Annotated in this window: 16 protein-coding genes; 4 read left to right on the top strand and 12 right to left on the bottom strand. The window is 55.6% G+C overall.

From position 1 onward, the window contains the following. Positions 1-91 precede the first annotated feature (91 nt). Both cls and ACYF6X_RS06750 read left to right on the top strand, forming a co-directional pair. Positions 92-1552 carry a cardiolipin synthase gene (gene cls / locus ACYF6X_RS06755; RefSeq protein WP_038877257.1) on the top strand — a complete coding sequence of 487 codons (1461 nt, stop codon included), beginning with the start codon at positions 92-94 and terminating at the stop codon, positions 1550-1552. Between the two features lie 56 nt (positions 1553-1608). After that, the gene (locus tag ACYF6X_RS06750; protein WP_063990106.1) at positions 1609-1932 is read left to right on the top strand and encodes an HI1450 family dsDNA-mimic protein; all 324 of its coding nucleotides are present in this window, start codon (positions 1609-1611) and stop codon (positions 1930-1932) included. A 73-nt stretch (positions 1933-2005) separates the two neighbouring features. On the opposite strand, the gene oppF is transcribed toward ACYF6X_RS06750, so the two are convergent. From oppF to ACYF6X_RS06715, 7 genes are all read right to left on the bottom strand, one after another. After that, positions 2006-3007 carry a murein tripeptide/oligopeptide ABC transporter ATP binding protein OppF gene (gene oppF, locus ACYF6X_RS06745; protein ID WP_025303071.1) on the bottom strand — a complete coding sequence of 334 codons (1002 nt, stop codon included), beginning with the start codon at positions 3005-3007 and terminating at the stop codon, positions 2006-2008. Continuing rightward, positions 3004-4020: an ABC transporter ATP-binding protein gene (gene oppD / locus ACYF6X_RS06740; protein ID WP_033634782.1), complete on the bottom strand. Its 1017-nt coding sequence runs from the start codon at positions 4018-4020 to the stop codon at positions 3004-3006. Before oppD ends, oppF begins: the two co-directional genes overlap by 4 nt. Before the next feature lie 11 nt (positions 4021-4031). Further along, positions 4032-4940 carry an oligopeptide ABC transporter permease OppC gene (gene oppC / locus ACYF6X_RS06735; RefSeq protein WP_063990107.1) on the bottom strand — a complete coding sequence of 303 codons (909 nt, stop codon included), beginning with the start codon at positions 4938-4940 and terminating at the stop codon, positions 4032-4034. A gap of 14 nt (positions 4941-4954) precedes the next feature. Then, entirely contained in the window at positions 4955-5875 is a 921-nt protein-coding gene (oppB, locus tag ACYF6X_RS06730) for an oligopeptide ABC transporter permease OppB (protein WP_004932150.1), read from the bottom strand. Between the two features lie 83 nt (positions 5876-5958). Then, the gene (gene oppA / locus ACYF6X_RS06725) at positions 5959-7596 is read right to left on the bottom strand and encodes an oligopeptide ABC transporter substrate-binding protein OppA (protein ID WP_025303074.1); all 1638 of its coding nucleotides are present in this window, start codon (positions 7594-7596) and stop codon (positions 5959-5961) included. 148 nt (positions 7597-7744) lie between these two features. Further along, positions 7745-9382 (bottom strand): ABC transporter substrate-binding protein, encoded by a 1638-nt coding sequence (locus ACYF6X_RS06720; RefSeq protein WP_130018083.1) that lies wholly within the window; start codon positions 9380-9382, stop codon positions 7745-7747. A gap of 696 nt (positions 9383-10078) precedes the next feature. Beyond that, complete coding sequence (locus ACYF6X_RS06715) at positions 10079-10723, bottom strand: YchE family NAAT transporter (protein ID WP_015378089.1); 645 nt, start codon at positions 10721-10723, stop codon at positions 10079-10081. Positions 10724-11253: 530 nt separating this feature from the next. On the opposite strand from ACYF6X_RS06715, the gene adhE reads away from it, so the two are divergent. Then, complete coding sequence (gene adhE, locus ACYF6X_RS06710; RefSeq protein ID WP_130018084.1) at positions 11254-13926, top strand: bifunctional acetaldehyde-CoA/alcohol dehydrogenase; 2673 nt, start codon at positions 11254-11256, stop codon at positions 13924-13926. A 119-nt stretch (positions 13927-14045) separates the two neighbouring features. Here adhE and ACYF6X_RS06705 read toward each other — a convergent pair whose 3' ends face one another. Next, positions 14046-14630 (bottom strand): thymidine kinase, encoded by a 585-nt coding sequence (locus ACYF6X_RS06705; protein ID WP_063918455.1) that lies wholly within the window; start codon positions 14628-14630, stop codon positions 14046-14048. 700 nt (positions 14631-15330) lie between these two features. Here ACYF6X_RS06705 and hns point away from each other — a divergent pair. Beyond that, complete coding sequence (gene hns, locus ACYF6X_RS06700) at positions 15331-15738, top strand: histone-like nucleoid-structuring protein H-NS (RefSeq protein ID WP_004932170.1); 408 nt, start codon at positions 15331-15333, stop codon at positions 15736-15738. A gap of 183 nt (positions 15739-15921) precedes the next feature. Here the strand turns inward: hns and ACYF6X_RS06695 are convergent, their stop codons facing one another. The 4 genes from ACYF6X_RS06695 to rssB form a co-directional block, all read right to left on the bottom strand. After that, on the bottom strand, positions 15922-16932 hold the full coding sequence (locus ACYF6X_RS06695) for an NAD-dependent epimerase (protein WP_107226313.1): 1011 nt from the start codon (positions 16930-16932) through the stop codon (positions 15922-15924). 9 nt (positions 16933-16941) lie between these two features. Beyond that, entirely contained in the window at positions 16942-18285 is a 1344-nt protein-coding gene (locus tag ACYF6X_RS06690; RefSeq protein ID WP_130018085.1) for a UDP-glucose dehydrogenase family protein, read from the bottom strand. 43 nt (positions 18286-18328) lie between these two features. Further along, positions 18329-19246 (bottom strand): UTP--glucose-1-phosphate uridylyltransferase GalU, encoded by a 918-nt coding sequence (galU, locus tag ACYF6X_RS06685; RefSeq protein WP_060423820.1) that lies wholly within the window; start codon positions 19244-19246, stop codon positions 18329-18331. 213 nt (positions 19247-19459) lie between these two features. Beyond that, positions 19460-20473: a two-component system response regulator RssB gene (rssB, locus tag ACYF6X_RS06680; RefSeq protein WP_130018086.1), complete on the bottom strand. Its 1014-nt coding sequence runs from the start codon at positions 20471-20473 to the stop codon at positions 19460-19462. Positions 20474-20545: the final 72 nt, after the last annotated feature.

Raw genomic sequence — 20545 nt, 5'->3', positions numbered from 1 at the left:
ATGTAACATAAGCGCCGATAAAAGGTTTCGCCTTGCCCGATCTGTGCGTACACTCATCATTGGTGGTTTGCGAACGGGATTTTTCGCCTTTATGACAACATTTTATACCGTAATCAGTTGGCTCATGGTGTTCGGCTACTGGCTGCTGATCGCCGGCGTGACGATGCGCATTTTGATGAAACGCCGTGCGGTTCCCTCAGCCATGGCCTGGCTGCTGGTTATCTACATTCTGCCGCTGTTCGGCATCGTGGCCTATTTATCGTTCGGCGAGCTGCATCTGGGCAAACGCCGGGCCGAGCGCGCCAAGGCCATGTGGCCGTCGACCGCCCGTTGGCTGAAGGAGCTGAAAGAGAGCCGCCGCATCTTCGCCACCGAGTACAGTGAGGTCGCCGAACCGCTGTTCCAGCTTTGCAACCGCCGCCAGGGCATCGACGGCGTCAAGGGCAACCAGCTGCAGCTGCTCACCACCACCGACGACACGCTGAAAGCGCTGATCCGCGACATCGAGCTGGCACGCCACAACATCGAAATGGTGTTCTATATCTGGCAGCCCGGCGGCCTGGTCGATCAGGTGGCCGAATCGCTGATGGCCGCCGCCCGGCGCGGCGTACACTGCCGCCTGATGCTCGATTCCGCCGGCAGCCTGCAATTTTTCCGCAGCCCCTACCCGGCGATGATGCGCAATGCCGGCATCGAAGTGGTCGAAGCGCTGAAGGTCAACCTGCTGCGCGTGTTCCTGCGCCGCATGGATCTGCGCCAGCACCGCAAGGTGGTGCTGATCGACAACTACATCGCCTATACCGGCAGCATGAACATGGTCGATCCGCGCTACTTCAAACAGGATGCGGGCGTCGGCCAATGGATCGATCTGATGGCGCGCATGGAAGGCCCGGTGGCCACCACCATGGGCATCGTCTATGCCTGCGACTGGGAGATTGAAACCGGCAAGCGCATTCTGCCGCCGCCGCCGGACGTCAACATCATGCCGTTCGAGCAGGAGAGCGGCCATACCATTCAGGTGATCGCCTCCGGCCCCGGTTTCCCCGAGGAAATGATCCACCAGGCGCTGCTGACCGCGGTTTATTCCGCGCGCGAGCAGCTGATCATGACCACGCCGTACTTCGTGCCGAGCGACGATCTGCTGCACGCCATCTGCACCGCCGCCCTGCGCGGCGTCGAGGTCAGCATCATCGTGCCGCGCGACAACGATTCGATGATGGTGCGCTGGGCCAGCCGCGCGTTCTTCTCCGAGCTGCTGGAGGCCGGCGTCAAGATCTATCAGTTCGAAGGCGGACTGCTGCACACCAAGAGCGTGCTGGTGGACGGCCAGCTCAGCCTGGTCGGCACCGTCAATCTGGATATGCGCAGCCTGTGGCTGAATTTCGAGATCACGCTGGTGATCGATGATGACGGCTTCGGCAGCGATTTGGCCTGCGTGCAGGAAGATTACATCGCCCGTTCCCAGCTGCTGAACGCCAAAGAGTGGCTGAAGCGGCCGTTCTGGCATCGCCTGGTCGAGCGCCTGTTCTACTTTTTCAGCCCGCTGCTGTAAAAGCCGCGGCGAGCGTGCTTTAATAGCGCCAAATCATTTGTTATCAGGATTTTTTTATGGATTTGAATAACCGCCTTACCGAAGACGAAACGCTGGAACAGGCCTACGACATCTTCCTCGAATTGGCCGGCGACAATCTGGATCCGGCGGATATTCTGCTGTTCAACCTGCAGTTTGAAGAGCGCGGCGGCGCCGAACTGTACGATCCCTCCGAAGACTGGCGCGAGCACGTGGATTACGACCTGAACCCGGACTTCTTCGCCGAGGTGGTGATCGGTCTGGCGGACAGCGACGGCGAGCCGATCAACGACGTGTTCGCCCGCGTGCTGATCTGCCGCGAGAAAGACCACAAGCTGTGCCATATTCTGTGGAAAGAGTGATTCGCCGATAGCATATCGGATAAAAAAAGCCCCGCTCATCCAGCGGGGCTTTTTGTTGCCGGCTAGCGGCGGATTACAGCGGATCGACCTTCAGGCAGGACACTGCGTGGCGGAAACTGCCCTCCAGCAGCGGGCGCGTCTTGGCGCACTCCGGCCCGGCGATCGGGCAACGGGTGCGGAACACGCAGCCGGTCGGCGGGTTGATCGGCGAAGGCAGCTCCCCTTCCAACAGCTGGATCTGCTTTTCCTTCTCCTTGTCCGGATCCGGGATCGGCACCGCCGACATCAGCGCTTTGGTGTAAGGGTGCTGCGGATTGTGGTACACCTCGTCATAGGTGCCCAGCTCCACCGCATGGCCCAGGTACATCACCAGCACGCGATCGGAAATGTGCTTCACCACCGCCAAATCGTGGGCGATAAAGATTAATGACAGCCCCATCTCACGCTGCAGCTGCTGCAACAGGTTCACCACCTGCGCCTGAATCGACACGTCCAGCGCGGAGACCGGCTCGTCGCAGATCACCAGCTTCGGCTCGAGGATCAGGGCGCGCGCGATGCCGATACGCTGGCACTGGCCGCCGGAGAACTCATGCGGGTAGCGGTTGATCAGGTTAGGCAGCAGGCCGACCTTCAGCATCATCGCCTTGACCTTGTCCTTCACTTCCTGACGCGGCATTTTCGGGTAGTAGGTGCGCAGCGGCTCGGCGATGATCTCGCCGATGGTCATGCGCGGGTTGAGCGACGCCAGCGGATCCTGGAAGATCATCTGGATATCGCTGCGGGTTTTCCGCCAGTCGGCGTCGCTCATGCCCAGCAAATCTTTCCCCAGCCAGGCGACGCGCCCGCTGGTGGCCTTCACCAGGCCGATGATGGCGCGCGCGAAGGTGGATTTGCCGCAGCCGGATTCGCCGACCACGCCCAGGGTTTCCCCCTCGAACAGCCGCAGCGTGACGCCATCGACCGCTTTCAGGGTTTTCGGCGGCTGCCAGAACCACTGTTTATCGTCATGAATGTCGAAGTGCACTTTCAGATCGGCCACTTCGAGCAGCACTTTCTTGTCGGTTACCGCTGTCATACCAACGCCTCCACCGGTTTAAAGCAGGCGCGCAGGCGCCCTTCCCCAAATTGCTCCAACGGCGGAGCGCTCGCGCACTGCTCCATGGCGTACGGGCAGCGCGGCTGGAACGGGCAACCTTTCGGCAACCGCAGCAGGTTCGGCGGATTGCCGGGAATGGTCAGCAACGCTTCGCCTTCGGCGTCGAGACGTGGCACCGCGTTTAACAGACCGATAGAGTACGGATGGCTCGGCTGGTAGAACACCTCGCGCGCGCTGCCGTATTCCATGGTGCGGCCGGCGTACATCACCAGCACCTTGTTGCAGATGCCGGCCACCACGCCCAGGTCGTGGGTGATCATGATAATGGCGGTGTTGAACTCACGCTTCAGCTCATTGAGCAGCGTCATGATCTGCGCCTGGACGGTCACGTCCAGCGCGGTGGTCGGCTCGTCGGCGATCAGCAGCTTCGGCCGGCACAGCAGCGCCATGGCGATCATCACGCGCTGGCGCATGCCGCCGGAAAACTCGTGCGGATACATGCGCATGCGCTTGCGCGCTTCCGGCATTTTCACCGCGTCGAGCATGCGTACCGACTCTTCGAAGGCTTCGCTTTTGCTCATTTTCTTATGCAGCATCAGCACCTCCATCAGTTGTTCGCCAACGCGCATATAAGGGTTGAGCGAGGTCATCGGGTCCTGGAAGATCATCGAGATCTCTTCGGCCCGCAGCTTGTTGAGCTGATTTTCCGGCAGATTGAGGATTTCGCGGCCGTTGAATTTGGCCGAGCCGCCGATGCGGCCATTGCTGGCCAGCAGCCCCATCAGAGCGAACGCGGTCTGCGATTTACCGGAACCGGATTCACCGACGATGCCCAGCGTTTCGCCGGCGCGCAGATCGAAGTTCAGATCGTTCACCGCCGTCACGTCGCCGTCCGGGGTGGAGAACGTGACGCGCAGGTCTTTCACGTCCAGCAGCGGCGACGTTTTGACCCCGGCGCCGGTTTGCAGTTGAGGATGTTCAATGGTGCTCATGATTGCACTCCTTAACGATCTTTCGGGTCGAGGGCGTCACGCAGGCCATCGCCGATAAAGTTGAAACAGAACAGAGTGACAACCAGGAAACCCGCCGGGAACAGCAGCAACCACGGTGAAACTTCCATTGAGTTGGCGCCGTCGCTGAGCAATGCGCCCCAGCTGCTGAGCGGCTCCTGCGTGCCCAACCCCAGGAAGCTGAGGAAGGATTCGAACAGGATCATGCTCGGCACCAGCAGCGACGCGTACACCACCACCACGCCGAGCACGTTCGGCACGATATGCCGCAGCACGATATTGCGCGTGGAGACGCCGCACACCAGCGCGGCCTCGATGAACTCCTTACGCTTGAGACCGAGGGTTTGGCCGCGCACGATACGCGCCATATCCAGCCACGACACCATGCCGATCGCCACGAAGATCAACAGGATATTCTGGCCGAAGAAGGTCACCAGCAGGATCACGAAGAACATGAACGGGAAGGAGTTGAGGATCTCCAGCAGACGCATCATCACCGAGTCGATCTTGCCGCCCAGATAGCCGGACATCGCGCCGTACAGCGTGCCGACCACCACCGCCACCAGCGCCGCCGCCACGCCGACCATCAGCGAGATGCGCCCGCCGATCGCCACGCGCACCAGCAGATCGCGCCCGGAGGAGTCGGTGCCGAAATAGTGCCCCGATTCCAGGCTTGGGGCGGCGGACATCATCGCCCAGTCGGTATCGTCGTAGGCAAACTGCGACAGCATCGGCGCCAGCACCACAAACAGCGTGATCAACACCAGAATGAACAGGCTGCTGACCGCCGCACGGTTGTGCATAAAGCGCCGGCGCGCGTCTTGCCACAGGCTGCGTCCTTCCACTTCCAGCTTCTCGCTGAAGTGTTCCAGAGCTTCGCTGTTCTTTTTAGTCAACATCATTCGCGTGCTCCAGATTAATAACGGATTTTCGGATCGATGACTGCATACAGCACATCGACGATTGCGTTGAACAGAATGGTCAGAGCGCCCACCAGAATGGTCAGGCTCAACACCAGGGAGTAGTCGCGGTTCAGCGCGCCGTTAACGAACAGCTGGCCGATCCCCGGCAGACCGTAGATGGTTTCGATCACCATCGAACCAGTGATGATACCGACGAACGCCGGCCCCATGTAGGACAGCACCGGCAGCAGCGCCGGCTTCAGCGCGTGGCGGAAAATGATGCGACGCATCGGCAAGCCTTTGGCGCGCGCGGTGCGGATGAAGTTGGAGTGCAGCACTTCAATCATCGAACCACGCGTAATACGGGCGATGCTGGCGATATAGGCCAGCGACAGCGCCACCATCGGCAGGATGATGAACTTAGGCGCGCCGCCGTTCCAGCCGCCGCCCGGCAGCCATTTCAGCGTGATGGCGAAGATCAGCACCAGCAGCGGCGCCACCACGAAACTGGGTATCACCACCCCGGTCATGGCAAACCCCATCACCGTGTAGTCCCATTTGGTGTTCTGATTCAGCGCGGCGATCACGCCGGCGCTCACCCCCAGCACCACCGCCAGCAGAAACGCGGCCAGGCCGAGTTTGGCGGAAACCGGGAAAGAGCTGGCGACCAGATCGTTCACCGAATAGTCCTTGTATTTAAAGGACGGGCCGAAGTCTCCCTGCGCAAGCTGCGCCAGATAATGACCGTACTGTTTCCAGATCGGGTCGTTCAAATGATATTTGGCTTCGATATTCGCCATAACTTCCGGCGGCAATGCGCGTTCCCCGGTAAATGGACTGCCGGGCGCCAGGCGCATCATGAAGAATGAGATGGTGATAAGGATAAATAGTGTCGGGATCGCTTCCAACAAGCGACGAAGTATAAATTTAAGCATTGCCCTAACCCTGTGCGACAGCCTGATGACGGCTTATTATTCTCAACATGGGCCGGCGGCCTACGCCGCCGGCTCTTACCGTATCAATGCTTGATGATGTACAGGTTTTTGTCGTACACGTTATCAAGCGGGTCTTTGCCGGTGTAGCCACCGACGTAAGGTTTCACCAAACGGGCGTTCACGTAGTAATACAGCGGAACGATGGCGGAATCTTTATCCAGCTGAACTTCCGCTTTCTGATACAGATCGGCGCGCTCGTCTTTGCTCTTCGCGGTCAACACGTTGGCCATCAGCTTGTCGAACTCGGCGCTCTTATAGTGCGGGGTGTTACTGCTGCTGTCGGACAGCATCATGTTCAGGAACGAGCTCGGCTCGTTGTAGTCGGCGCACCAGCCGGCGCGCGCCACGTCATAGGTACCCTGATGGCGGGTATCCAGGAAGGTTTTCCACTCCTGGTTCACCAGCTTCACGTCCACGCCCAGGTTTTTCTTCCAGATGGAGGCGGCGGCGATCGCCAGCTTCTTGTGCAGGTCTGAAGTGTTGTACAGCAGGGAGAAGGTCAGCGGTTTACCCGGGCCATAGCCGGCTTCCGCCAGCAGTTTCTTCGCCACTTCGTTGCGTTTTTCCTGCGTCCAGCCAAACCACTCCGGCGGGGTCAGCTTGGCGCCGTCGGTGTATGGCGGCGTAAAGCTGTAGGCCGGCAGATCGCCCTGGTTTTTCACCTTGTTGACGATGATGTCGCGGTCCATGCCCAGCTTCAGCGCTTCACGCACGCGCGCATCGGTGAACGGCGCCTTCTGGTTGTTGATTTCGTAGTAATAGGTGCACAGGTAAGGATCAACATGCACCTCTTTCGGGATCTCTTTTTTCAGCTTCTGGAACAGTTCGATCGGCATGTTGTTGTAAGTCATGTCGATTTCACCGGTGCGGTAGCGGTTGACGTCGGTCACTTCCGACGAAATAGGCAGGAACGTCACTTTATTGATGATGGTTTTGGCGTTATCCCAATATTCCGGGTTGCGTTCCAGTACGATGCGCTCGTTGACAATCCAGTCTTTCAGTTTGTAGGCGCCGTTGCTGACGTAGTTGGCCGGCAGCGTCCATTTCTCGCCAAACTTCTCCACCGCGTCTTTGTAAACCGGCTTCATGGCGTAGTGCGGGGTCATTTCAACCAGATAAGGCACCGGCTCGCTCAGGGTCACCTGGAAGGTGTGGTCGTCGATAGCCTTCACGCCCAGCGTCGACTTGTCTTTTTTACCGGCAATGATGTCATCGACGTTTTCCACATGGGCGTACTGCAGGTAGCTGGCGTAAGGCGACGCGGTTTTCGGATCCACCACGCGCTGCCAGCTGTAGACGAAATCTTGTGCCGTCACCGGCTTGCCGTTGGACCATTTTGCGTCTTTACGCAGGTGGAAGGTCCAGACTTTGAAATCCTTGTTATCCCAGCTTTCCGCGACGCCCGGCACGATGGAACCGTCCGGGCTGTTGTTCGCCAGGCCTTCCATCAGATCGCGCGTGACGTTGTTTTCCGGCACGCCCTCGATTTTGTGCGGATCCAGCGACTGCACTTCGGAACCGTTGTTTTTGACGATTTCTTGCTTGTCGGCCAGCTGCACGCCCGCCGGGACGTCAGCGGCGAAAGCGCTGGTGGTTGCTGTGATACCCAGCGCGGCGATAACGCCGGCGGCAATGAGCGTTTTCTTCGTGATGTTGGTCATACTTATCGACTCCAGTTTTTTATTATCACAGGCTCTTCGTGGAACCTGCGTTGCCCGTAAGCGGACTCTGTTTTCCCGCCGCCGCGGAACGAATGCGGCGGCCGGCCTTCCCTATATTCCCCAGCGCCTCGGCGTGAGGAATACCCCTTTACTGCTTGATAATGTAAAGATTTTTAACGTCGGTATAGTCCAGCGGATCTTTGCCGGTGAACCCGCCCACCGTCGGCTTGATCAACCGCGCGCTGACGCGGTAATAAACCGGGACCAACGCGGAGTCTTTGTCCAGCTGCGCTTCCGCCTGCTGATAAAGAGCGGCGCGCGCGGCCTCATCCGGCGCCTTCAGCGTGGCGGCCATGATGGCGTCGAACGCCGGGCTCTTATAGAACACGGTATTGATGCTGCTGTTGGACAGGACCAGGTTCAGGAACGCGCTGGGCTCGTTGTAATCCCCGCACCAGGTGGCGCGCGCCACGTCGTATTGCCCCTGATGGCGGCTCTCCAGCGACGTTTTCCATTCCTGGTTGCGCAACGTGACCTCGGCGCCCAGGTTCTTCTTCCACATCGACGCGGCGGCGATCGCCTGCTGTTTGTTTTGATCGGAGGTGTTGTACAGCAGCGAGAATTTCAGCGGTTTGGCATCGCTGTAGCCCGCTTCCGCCAGCAGCTTCCTGGCTTCGGCGTTGCGCTGTTCCTGGCTCCAGCCGGCCCACGCCGGCTGCGTGAAGTTGGCGCCTTCCGTGAAGGTCGGCGTGAAGCTGTAGGCCGGGATCTGCCCCTGGCCCATGATCTTGTTGGCGATGATGTCGCGATCCAGCGTCATCTTCACCGCCGTACGCACGCGCGGATCGGTGAACGGCGCCTGTTTGTTATTGAGCTCGTAATAGAAGGTGCACAGATAAGGGTTCACGTGCAGCTGTTCAGGCATTTCACGCTTCATCTTGACGTACAGATACGGCGGAATGGCGCTGTTGGTGATGTCGATCTCGCCGCTGCGGAAGCGGTTAACGTCGCTGACTTCCGAGGTAATCGGCAGGAAGGTCGCCTGATTGATCACCGTCTGCTTGTTGTTCCAATAGCTTGGGCTGCGCTCCAGCACGATGCGCTCGTTCACCACCCACTCTTTCAGGCGGTAAGCCCCGTTGCCGACGTAGTTGGCGGGCAGCGTCCATTTGTCGCCGAATTTCTCCACCACCGCCCGTTTCACCGGTTTGAGCGACGTGTGGCTCAGCATGCTGATGAAATACGGCACCGGCTCGCTCAGCGTCACCTGCAGCGTCTGGTCGTCCAGCGCCTTGACGCCGAGGGTCTGCGGAGGCTTCTTACCGGTCAGGATGTCGTCGATATTTTCAACTTTGGTGTATTGCAGGTAGCTGGCATAGGGCGAGGCGATTTTCGGATCGGCCAGACGCTGCCAGCTGTAGACGAAATCTTGCGCGGTCACCGGGCTGCCGTCGCTCCACACCGCGCCGGGACGCAGGTGGAAGGTCCATTGCTGATAATTCTGGTTTTCCCAGCTCGCCGCCGCCGCCGGCACCACATGCCCGTTGGCGTCGGTGCTCACCAGCCCTTCCAGCAGGTTAAGAATGATATTGCTTTCCGGTACGCCCTCGACCTTATGCGGATCCAATGAAGCCACTTCACTGCCGTTGTTGATCACAATATTTTGCTGCTGCGCCAATTGGACGCCGGCCGGAACCTCTGCCGCCAAACTGCTATTTACGGCGCCGGCGCCCAGCGCGCCGCTAATCAACAAGGTCAAAGAAGTACGCTTCAGGGTTTGCTGCATAATCGAGGCTCCTTTTCACCGACAAGCACCGCTTATCGAAGTTTGTGAAGTGTTTATAAGAATTCTAAATAAACGGATACCAGCAAAAATCATTCCCGTTTTTATGGCGCATTTCAGTTAATTGACCACGGGAAAGTTGCTCGGAAATTAGCAGAAGCCAAATTCCATAGCCAATAAATTTTACGAAAATGTTAAGCAATTCTCTTTTATCGCACGAAGCCCGATCCGTCCCCCGAGGTCGGGGCCACAGAAAAGCAAAATCATCACTTTGATTTTAAAGATAAAAAAACAGAAATCATTTCGTTTGAAACCCTCGGCGCAATCTCATCGCCGCACAAAGAAACATTCAGTTAACAATCCAGCCATTCAAAGAACAAACACCTGCCTATAGTCGGTTAATCACTAATAACACCTGGATGAAAGTGAGACAAGCCCCACAGAATGATGTGATTAATTTAACAACAGCTTTACCGTTGAACGGGGACAAAATGCGCGGAAATGGGGGAGGAAAAGTGATTGAAATAACGCTTAGCGTTTTTTTTGCACAGCAACATGAGATTTATGCAACATAAGAGTGCAACCGCATAAATTTTATTCATCCTCTGCACTATAATAATGCGAACCAATAAATAATTTAAACTTTAAAATTAATTTTAGCCGCGCTAACGCGAAAGGTGCGCGGCTAAACAAAGAGTATTACAACAGGCCGGGGAATATCGCCTTAATGCCGGTAACGATAAACTCGATCCCGAGCGCCATCAGCAACAGGCCCATGATTCGGGTGATCACGTTGATGCCGGTCTGCCCAAGCAAACGCACCAACAGCGGCGCGGCGCGGAACAACAGCCAGCAGCAAAAGGCGAACAAGGCGATCGCCACCGTAAAGCCGAGCAGGCTTTGCCAGTTGTGATAACGTGAACTCCACACGATGGTAGAACTGATCGCCCCCGGCCCCGCCATCAGCGGCAGCGCTAACGGCACCACGCCGATGCTTTCGCGGATCGCGCTCTCCGATTTCTCCTGTTTGTTCTGTTTGTCTTCCCCCAGCTTGCCGCTGATCATCGACATGGCGATGGTCACCACCAAAATACCGCCGGCGATGCGGAACGAATCGATAGAGATGCCGAACATCCGCAAGATCCCTTCGCCCAGAAATAGCGACGTCCACAGAATGATGGCGACCGACAGGTTGGCGGTCAGGTTGGTTTTGTTGCGCCCCGCTTCCGCCTGGTAGCTGGTCATGCTGATAAACACCGGCAAGATGCCCACCGGGTTGACCAGCGCAAACAGACCGACAAAGAACTTGATAAAGCCGGAAAGATCCAACAGAGATTGGCCCACAGATGGCTCCGCGTTAAGTACTATAAAAGGTGTGCTGCCTATGCGCGCTAATGTAATGGAATTGCCGCGGGTAATCCATCCGGCCAGAGCAGCATTTTTGACTGTCAGCAGGTTATGCAACAAAACAAATGTCCTTTGTTAAAGTGATGTGTGGCCTTTTGATTTTTTATGTTGAAAAAAGAGTCTTTGCTCACAGTTATCGAGAATAATTCCCAACACCAGCGAGCTGAAAGGTGTCAGCTTGCAGTTTTCATGATTTAGATCACAAATCAACTACCCAACAGTAGGTAAGCTCTTAGTCGTAGTCAGGGAGTAGAACAAAATCGGCAGCAGCATCGCCGGTTCCTTTCTCCTCACTGCCTGCCCCTCCGGTTGGCGTAGGGTGAAGCTCTTTAAGCAAATCAGCAGCATGCGCAGAAATAACGCGGGAAAGCCCCGGTATTCGAATCACCGTTTATCCCCGTTACGACTATACTAGTGGCTCGCACGGCTTATTTACTGAAAGAGTTTAACATTATCAGGAGAGCATTATGGCTGTAACGAATGTCGCTGAACTGAACGAGCTTGTCGCACGTGTCAAAAAAGCCCAGCGCGAATATGCCAACTTCACTCAAGAGCAGGTGGATAAAATCTTCCGCGCTGCCGCCCTCGCCGCTGCTGATGCCCGTATCCCGTTGGCCAAAATGGCCGTGGAAGAATCCGGAATGGGTATCGTCGAAGACAAAGTGATCAAAAACCACTTCGCTTCCGAGTACATCTACAACGCCTATAAAGACGAAAAAACCTGTGGCATCCTGTCTGAAGATGACACCTTCGGTACCATCACCATCGCCGAACCTATCGGCCTGATTTGCGGTATCGTTCCTACCACCAACCCAACTTCTACCGCGATCTTCAAAGCGCTGATCAGCCTGAAAACCCGTAACGGCATCATCTTCTCGCCGCACCCGCGTGCGAAGAATGCCACCAATAAAGCCGCCGATATCGTGCTGCAGGCCGCTATCGCCGCCGGCGCGCCGAAAGACATCATCGGTTGGATCGACCAACCGACCGTCGAGCTGTCCAACCAGCTGATGCACCACCCGGACATCAACCTGATCCTGGCCACCGGTGGCCCGGGCATGGTGAAGGCTGCCTACAGCTCCGGCAAGCCGGCCATCGGCGTCGGTGCCGGTAATACGCCAGTGGTGGTAGACGAAACCGCAGACATCAAGCGCGTGGTCGCCTCTATCCTGATGTCCAAAACCTTCGACAGCGGCGTTATCTGCGCTTCCGAACAGTCGGTCATCGTCGTTGACGCTATCTATGATGCGGTACGCGAACGTTTCGCTTCCCACGGCGGCTATCTGCTGCAGGGTAAAGAACTGAAAGCGGTTCAGGACATCATCCTGAAAAACGGCGGCCTGAACGCGGCCATCGTCGGCCAATCCGCACCGAAAATCGCCGAGATGGCAGGCATCAAAGTGCCGGCCAACACCAAAGTGCTGATCGGCGAAGTGAAGCTGGTCGACGAGTCCGAACCTTTCGCCCATGAAAAACTGTCGCCTACCCTGGCGATGTACCGTGCCAAAGACTTCGAAGACGCCGTCGCCAAAGCTGAAAAACTGGTCGCCATGGGCGGTATCGGCCACACCTCCTGCCTGTATACCGACCAGGACAACCAAACGGCTCGCATCGCCTACTTCGGCGATAAAATGAAAACGGCTCGTATCCTGATCAACACCCCGGCTTCTCAGGGCGGTATCGGCGACCTGTATAACTTCAAACTCGCGCCTTCGCTGACGCTGGGTTGCGGCTCCTGGGGTGGTAACTCCATCTCTGAAAACGTCGGACCTAAACACCTGATCAACAAGAAAACTGTAGCGAAGCGAGCAGAAAACATGTTGTGGCATAAACTTCCGAAATCGATCTACTTCCGCCGGGGTTCGCTGCCTATCGCGCTGGAAGAAGTGGCGACCGACGGGGCGAAACGCGCCTTCATCGTGACCGACCGTTTCCTGTTCAACAACGGCTATGCCGACCAGATCACCAAGGTTCTGAAGTCTCACGGCATCGAAACCGAAGTGTTCTTCGAAGTGGAAGCCGACCCGACGCTGAGCATCGTGCGCAAGGGCGCAGAGCAGATGAACTCCTTCAAACCGGACGTCATCATCGCGCTGGGCGGCGGCTCGCCGATGGACGCCGCGAAAATCATGTGGGTGCTGTACGAACATCCTGAAACCCACTTCGAGGATCTGGCGCTGCGCTTCATGGACATCCGCAAGCGTATCTACAAGTTCCCGAAAATGGGCGTGAAAGCGAAAATGATCGCCATCACCACCACGTCAGGCACCGGTTCGGAAGTCACGCCGTTTGCCGTCGTAACCGACGACACCACCGGACAGAAATACCCGCTGGCCGACTATGCGCTGACCCCGGACATGGCAATTGTCGATGCCAACCTGGTGATGAACATGCCGAAATCCCTGTGCGCCTTCGGCGGTCTGGATGCGGTCACCCACGCGTTGGAAGCCTACGTCTCGGTGCTGGCGAACGAATACTCCGACGGCCAGGCGCTGCAGGCGCTGAAACTGTTGAAAGAGTATCTGCCGGCCAGCTATAAAGAAGGCGCGAAAAATCCGGTTGCCCGTGAACGCGTGCACAACGCCGCCACCATTGCCGGTATCGCTTTCGCCAACGCCTTCCTCGGGGTTTGTCACTCCATGGCGCACAAGCTGGGTTCGGAGTTCCACATTCCGCACGGCCTGGCCAACGCGATGCTGATTTCCAACGTCATTCGCTACAACGCGAACGACAATCCGACCAAGCAGACGGCCTTCAGCCAGTACGACCGCCCTCAGGCGCGCCGCCGCTACGCTGAAATCGCCGACCACCTCGGCCTGAGCGCACCGGGCGACCGCACTGCGCAGAAGATTGAGAAACTGCTGGCCTGGCTGGACGAGCTGAAAACCGAGTTGGGCATCCCAACCTCCATCCGTGAGGCGGGTGTGCAGGAAGCGGACTTCCTGGCGAAAGTCGACAAGCTGTCGGAAGACGCGTTCGACGACCAATGCACCGGCGCCAACCCGCGCTATCCGCTGATTGCCGAGCTGAAGCAAATCATGCTGGATACCTTCTACGGCCGCGAATTCAGCGAAGCGGTCGAAGAGGAAGCGGCGGCTCCGGTTGCCGCCAAAGCCGCGGTAAAGAAGCCCAAGAAATAACGGTTCCGTGAACCGATAAAAAAACCCGCCAAACGGCGGGTTTTTTATTGCGCCTGCGGCGCTGCATTTCGACTCATGCCGCCAAAACGCCCCAGCGGGCTTTGGCGGCGTTTTCTCCCCTACTCCAGGGAGTGAATCGCCTCTTTATAATGTTTGCGGCAGACAGAGACATAGCTCTCGTTACCGCCAATCACCACCTGCTCACCGGCATGCATCGCTTTGCCATTCTCGTCCAACCGCAACACCATATTGGCTTTGCGCCCACAGTGACAGATGGTCTTCAATTCCACCAGCTTATCGGCCCAGGCCAGCAAATATTGGCTGCCGATGAACAACTCACCGAGAAAATCGGTACGCAGGCCGTAGCACAATACGGGAATGTCCAGTTGGTCCACCACATCGCACAATTGCTCAACCTGCGCCTTGGTCAGGAACTGGCTTTCATCCAGCAGCACACAATGCACCGGCTGCTGTTGATGCTCTTGCTGAATCATGGCGTATAGCATCGAGTCGTTGTTATAGAGCTGGGCCTGCGAGGATAAACCGATGCGCGAGCTGACTTTACCCACGCCAAAACGGTGATCGATCTCCGCGGTGAACACCAGCGTGCGCATACCACGTTCTTGATAGTTATATGAAGACTGTAGCAACGCGGTGGACTTGCCGGCATTCATCGCAGAGTAATAAAAATAAAGTTGAGCCATGGCCCCGCAACTCCGATGGTATAAGAAATATTCAAATGTTGATTAGGACGGCAAGTGTACCATAAGCCGCCCCCCCGGCTCAGCCCAAAGCGAACGAATATTGCGTTCGCGGTAATAATGCGCTTTCAAGCGAAACATATCGTTCTGTCGGCCCGTTCTTTTTACAGCTATTTACAGGATAATGTATGCCTGTCATCACTATTAATTCTTGCTAATGGTTAACCGCGATCATTTGCCCATTAATGCATAGTCACCCTTTCACCGCGGCAGGTGCCGCAGCCGCAGCGGTGCGCTAGTCTATTATACACGGGGCCAACACAGGGCATTTAATCACCTTCGCTGTCCCCGACGTTTACTGACGCAATCTTTACCTATATACCCCTATTGTTTACAATGTCTGCCTTGCCATGACGTGATTAAGCCCACAGAACCCATTGTAATATTGATATAAATTACGTCGATAACTTATCGATGAAAGCCTTGCGACGCGCGCCTTTTAAAGCATGTCTGCTGAAATTTTGACTTAAGTGCAGCGAGGGTAATAGTTAACAGCCCTTCCTATATTAGTCGGACAGATCCGATTAACGGTTTTTTAAAAGGTAAATTTGAGTATTCAAGTCAATTTGGCTATTGCAGAAAAGAAAATAGCACTCTATTATTATCGAGACGCCCCCCACCAATATAATTTGAGACTAGGACAATGAGCGAAGCATTAAAGATTTTGAACAACATCCGCACTCTGCGCGCCCAGGCAAGAGAATGCACGCTGGAAACGCTGGAAGAAATGCTCGAGAAACTGGAAGTTGTTGTGAACGAACGTCGCGAAGAAGACAGCCAGGCTCAAGCAGAAATCGAAGAACGCACCCGTAAACTGCAGCAATACCGCGAAATGCTGATTGCTGACGGTATCGATCCGAATGAACTGCTGCAAACCATGGCTGCCAACAAGGCTGCCGGTAAAGCAAAACGTGCAGCACGTCCTGCTAAATACCAATATAAAGACGAAAACGGCGAGCTGAAAACCTGGACCGGCCAAGGCCGTACTCCTGCGGTGATTAAGAAAGCTATCGAAGAGCAAGGTAAATCTCTGGATGATTTCCTGCTGTAATAGCGATTCAGCCCGTATCTGAAAGGCTCCCTGCGGGGGGCCTTTTCATTTTAAAGCTTATAGCCGTGCTCCGCCTCATCCCTTTCCTTTTAGTAAATATCCTAATTCGCATTTTCCTCCTTGCATGAAGTTCCAGCGAAAAAAAGGGCCCTAAGGCCCCTTTATCGCATATACCTCGTTCAATTATTGAACCCGGTAGAATGCCTTATACCAATCAACAAAGCGCTTCACACCCTCTTCAACGCTGGTTTCCGGCTTAAAACCAATGTCACGATAAAGCTCTGCGGTATCCGCGCTGGTATCCATCACGTCGCCAGGTTGCATCGGCAGCATATTCTTGCGGGCAGTTACCCCCAAAGCCTGCTCCAACGCCGTGATATATTCCATCAGTTTAACGGGAGCGCTATTGCCGATATTATAAACATGATACGGCGCGGAACTGGTCGCCGGCGATCCCTGTTCAACGGTCCATGACGGATCTGCCTGCGGAATAACCGCCTGCAGCCGCACAATCGCCTCGGCGATATCATCGATGTAAGTAAAGTCACGGTGCATTTCACCGTGGTTATATACATCGATACTCTCCCCCGCCAATATGGCCTTGGTAAACTTGAACAGCGCCATATCCGGACGCCCCCAAGGACCATATACGGTAAAGAAGCGTAGCCCCGTCGTCGGGAGACCGTATAAATGCGAGTAGCTGTGTGACATCAATTCATTGGCTTTTTTGGTGGCCGCATACAGTGACACAGGGTGATCGACAGAATCTTCGGTAGCAAACGGCAGCTTGCGATTGAGGCCATAAACAGAGCTGGAGGAAGCGTAAAGTAAATGCTCGACCTTATTATGACGGCAGCCTTCCAGAACGTTCAAATGGCCGATCAGGTTGGCATCCGCATAAGCCAACGGGTTAACCAGCGAATAACGCACGCCGGCTTGAGCACCCAAATGAATGACTCGCTGGAACTGCTGCTCGGCAAACAATGCCGCCATACCTTCACGGTCAGCCAAATCCAGCTTGATAAAGCGGAATCCCGGCTTATCCGTCAGTCTGTCCAGACGAGCCATTTTCAGGCCCACATCATAATAATCATTCAGGTTATCGATGCCGACAACCTGATGCCCGGCAGCCAATAAACGCTCTGCAACGTGATAACCAATAAACCCTGCGGCGCCTGTAACCAGGAATTTCATACCCACTCCTTAAATAACCGGTTTAATCGAGGCTCCGCGGCCAATCGCGTAGTAGGTAAAGCCGCGATTTTCCAAACGCTCCGGATCGTACAGGTTACGTCCATCGAAGATCACCGGCTGTTTCAACGCACTCTTGATCACGTCGAAGTCCGGCGCGCGGAAATTCTGCCATTCGGTGCAGATCACCAGAGCATCGGCGCCATGCAACGCAGCTTCTTTGGTTCCCATCAGCTTCAAGTCGTCACGCTGACCATAGATGCGCTGAACTTCGTTCATCGCTTCCGGATCGTAGGCTTGAACGGTGGCGCCAGCAGCCCACAGATGCTCCATCAGCACGCGGCTGGACGCTTCACGCATGTCATCGGTATTCGGCTTGAACGCCAGCCCCCACACCGCGAAGGTTTTACCCTTCAGATCGCTGCCGAAATAGTCTTTGATAAAGCTGTTCAGCTTGTCTTTCTGTTGATAGTTGACCTGCTCTACCGCCTGCAACAGCTTCGGTTGATAACCGATCTGCTCGGCCGTGCGGATCAAGGCCTGGACATCTTTCGGGAAGCAAGAACCACCGTAGCCGCAGCCAGGGTAGATGAAGTGATAACCGATGCGTGAGTCAGAACCGATGCCCTGGCGCACTTTCTCGATGTCCGCGCCCAGCATTTCCGCCAGATTGGACATTTCGTTCATAAAGCTGATTTTGGTCGCCAGCATGCAGTTGGCGGCATATTTGGTCAGCTCCGCGCTGCGGATATCCATCATGATCATACGATCGTGATTGCGGTTAAACGGCTCGTACAGTTCGCGAATCGGTTCGATCACCTCTTTATTATCGGTACCGATCACGATGCGCTCGGGGCGCATGCAGTCAGCCACCGCAGCGCCCTCCTTCAGGAATTCAGGGTTGGACACCACATCGAACGGCACGTTGCTGCCGCGCTTCGCCAGCGTATCCGCCATCACCTGACGCACCTTGTCCGCCGTGCCGACCGGCACAGTAGATTTGTCGATCACCACTTTGCGATCGGTCATGTGCTCAGCGATGGTGCGAGCAACCGCAGTGACGTATTTCAGGTCGGCGGAACCATCTTCATCCGGCGGCGTACCGACGGCGATGAACTGGATGTTCCCGTGCGCCACGCCCGCTTTGGCATCGGTAGTGAAATGCAGACGGCCGGCCTCATAGTTTTGCTGCACCAGCGGCGTCAGACCCGGTTCAAAAATCGGGATATTGCCTTTTTTCAGGTTTTCGACTTTTCGCTCATCGACGTCAATGCACATAACGTCATGGCCAACTTCAGCCAGCACGGCGGCCTGCACCAGACCCACATAACCAATACCAAAAACTGTTACTTTCATGTGAAAATCCTAGTTTTTCAAATTAAGACGAAACATCACGCAATTATTTCTTGTCAGCGGCAACAACCTGTTGCAGCCACTGAGAAAATTCTTTGCCCAGGCTGGCATGGCGCATGCCGTATTCCACAAATGCCTGCATGTAACCCAATTTGTTACCGCAGTCATGGCTCACGCCTTTCAGGTGATACGCTTCCACCGTTTCCTGCTGCATCAACATTTCGATGCTGTCAGTCAGCTGAATTTCGTCGCCGGCGCCTGGAGGCGTTTTCGCCAACAGCGGCCAAATATCGGCGGACAGCACGTAACGACCGACAATCGCCAGGTTGGAAGGCGCTTTATCCGGCGACGGCTTCTCGACCACGCTGACCATCGGCGCGCTTTCGCCCGGTTGCAGCTTGACACCTTTACAATCGGCTACGCCGTAGTTTCCGACATCTTTATGCGGCACGGGCTCAACCATGATCTGGCTGACGCCGGTGGTCTCGAAGCGCTGCAACATTTCGCGCAGGTTGTCTTTTTTCGGATCGGCGCTGTATTCGTCGAGTATCACGTCCGGAAGCACCACCGCAACCGGCTCATCACCCACCATCGGATAGGCGCACATAATAGCGTGCCCCAAACCTTTGGCATTCCCCTGACGGACTTGCATCACGGTAACGCCTTTCGGGCAGATCGATTGCACTTCATCCAGCAATTGGCGCTTGACGCGTTTTTCCAGCATCGCTTCCAGTTCGAAACTGGTATCAAAATGGTTTTCGATCGAGTTTTTGGAGGAGTGGGTGACCAGCACAATCTCGTTAATCCCTGCCGCAATACACTCATTGACGACGTATTGGATCAGCGGTTTATCAACCAGCGGCAGCATTTCTTTTGGAATGGCTTTGGTGGCCGGTAACATCCGCGTACCCAAGCCTGCAACCGGGATCACGGCTTTTCTGACTTTGCGATTTACAGCAGGCATTATTTCCTCTCTTAAAGCTAAAGCGCTCATTTTATGAGCCTGGGCTCGATATAAAAAAACCTCCGGAGTATACCAGCTTATGCGCGCCGAGCATTAGCCAGAACACAAATCGAAAACATTTAGGACTATTACCCGTTCGGATAATCCGGAGAATAAATAAACGGTTTAATTGCAGATAAGTGAATAGCTTAAGATCTCGCCGATCGCTGCCTGTTATTCAGCGCTGAGCATCAGCCGCAATCGGCCCCCGCTGCCCCATACCTGACATTGCCAGGCGGTGCAACGTTGGCTGATCTGATTCATGTAGGTAGCCCCCAGCGTCCCCAGCGGTACGCCATTGCTCAGCTGAATTTGATTGTCGCCGGTATTGACGTTGGCATGCAGCCCGGCGGACACCAGGATCAGGTTTTTATTTTCGGCGTGGTAATATCCCAACAGCAGCGGGAATTGGCCGTCTAATTTCCCCTGCCGCAATAATTGATTAACCTGCTTTAACAATGCCGACATTTGCGGCAGGCGATGCTGTTGATTAGCCAGATGGTCTTGCAGCAAGCCATTAAATAATGCGCGCAACAGCAATGCCGCCAATACGCCATTATCGCCGGCGCGCGTGACGTCCAGGCAATAGAATGCCAGGTCTTTTTCTGACAACGCGGCAATATCCAGCACCAGGCCGGGATTTTCACCGGTGGTTAACTGCCGATAGTTGATCCGGCAATGCGCAATGGTCTGCTGTACCGGCGGTTGCAGTTGTTTAAGCAGTTTGACGGCTTCGGAAGGGTTTTTGCTCAGCGCATCCCAATCCTGAAACAGCTCAACCTCTTCAATCGCCTGGGAGGTGAACATATTGGGGTATAAGCACGCCAGCACCGCTTCACGCAGGCGATTGAGATCGGTCAGCGGCTTGAGCAGCACATCCTGCACACCCAAGCGCAACACCTTGGCGATGTCAGCCATTTTGTCGGTGGCCGAGATCACCAGCACCGGGATCTGTATCCCCTGCAAACGCAGGTGTTCAACGAATTCGATACCGCCCATTTCCGGCATCGCGAGATCGCACAGGATGAGATCCGGCTTGAAGTCGTCGACGGCACTCAACGCCTTTAAACCGTTGGTCGCCTCGCCGGTTTCAGCACCCAGCGAGGCCAAATAACCGACCAGCACTGAACGAAAAACCTGTTCGTCCTCAACGATCAAGATGCGCTTGTGAGTAAGTGGTAATGCCATCAGCCGAGCCTCGTCCCTTTCCATAGTGTAATAGTGGCTCAAAAAGGTCACTTATGCTCGTCTGAAACAGAC

Source organism: Serratia sp. ID 25-353, from assembly GCF_054792795.1.
Note: the sequence above shows the minus strand (reverse complement) of the source record. Positions and strands in the feature narration are given on the sequence as shown.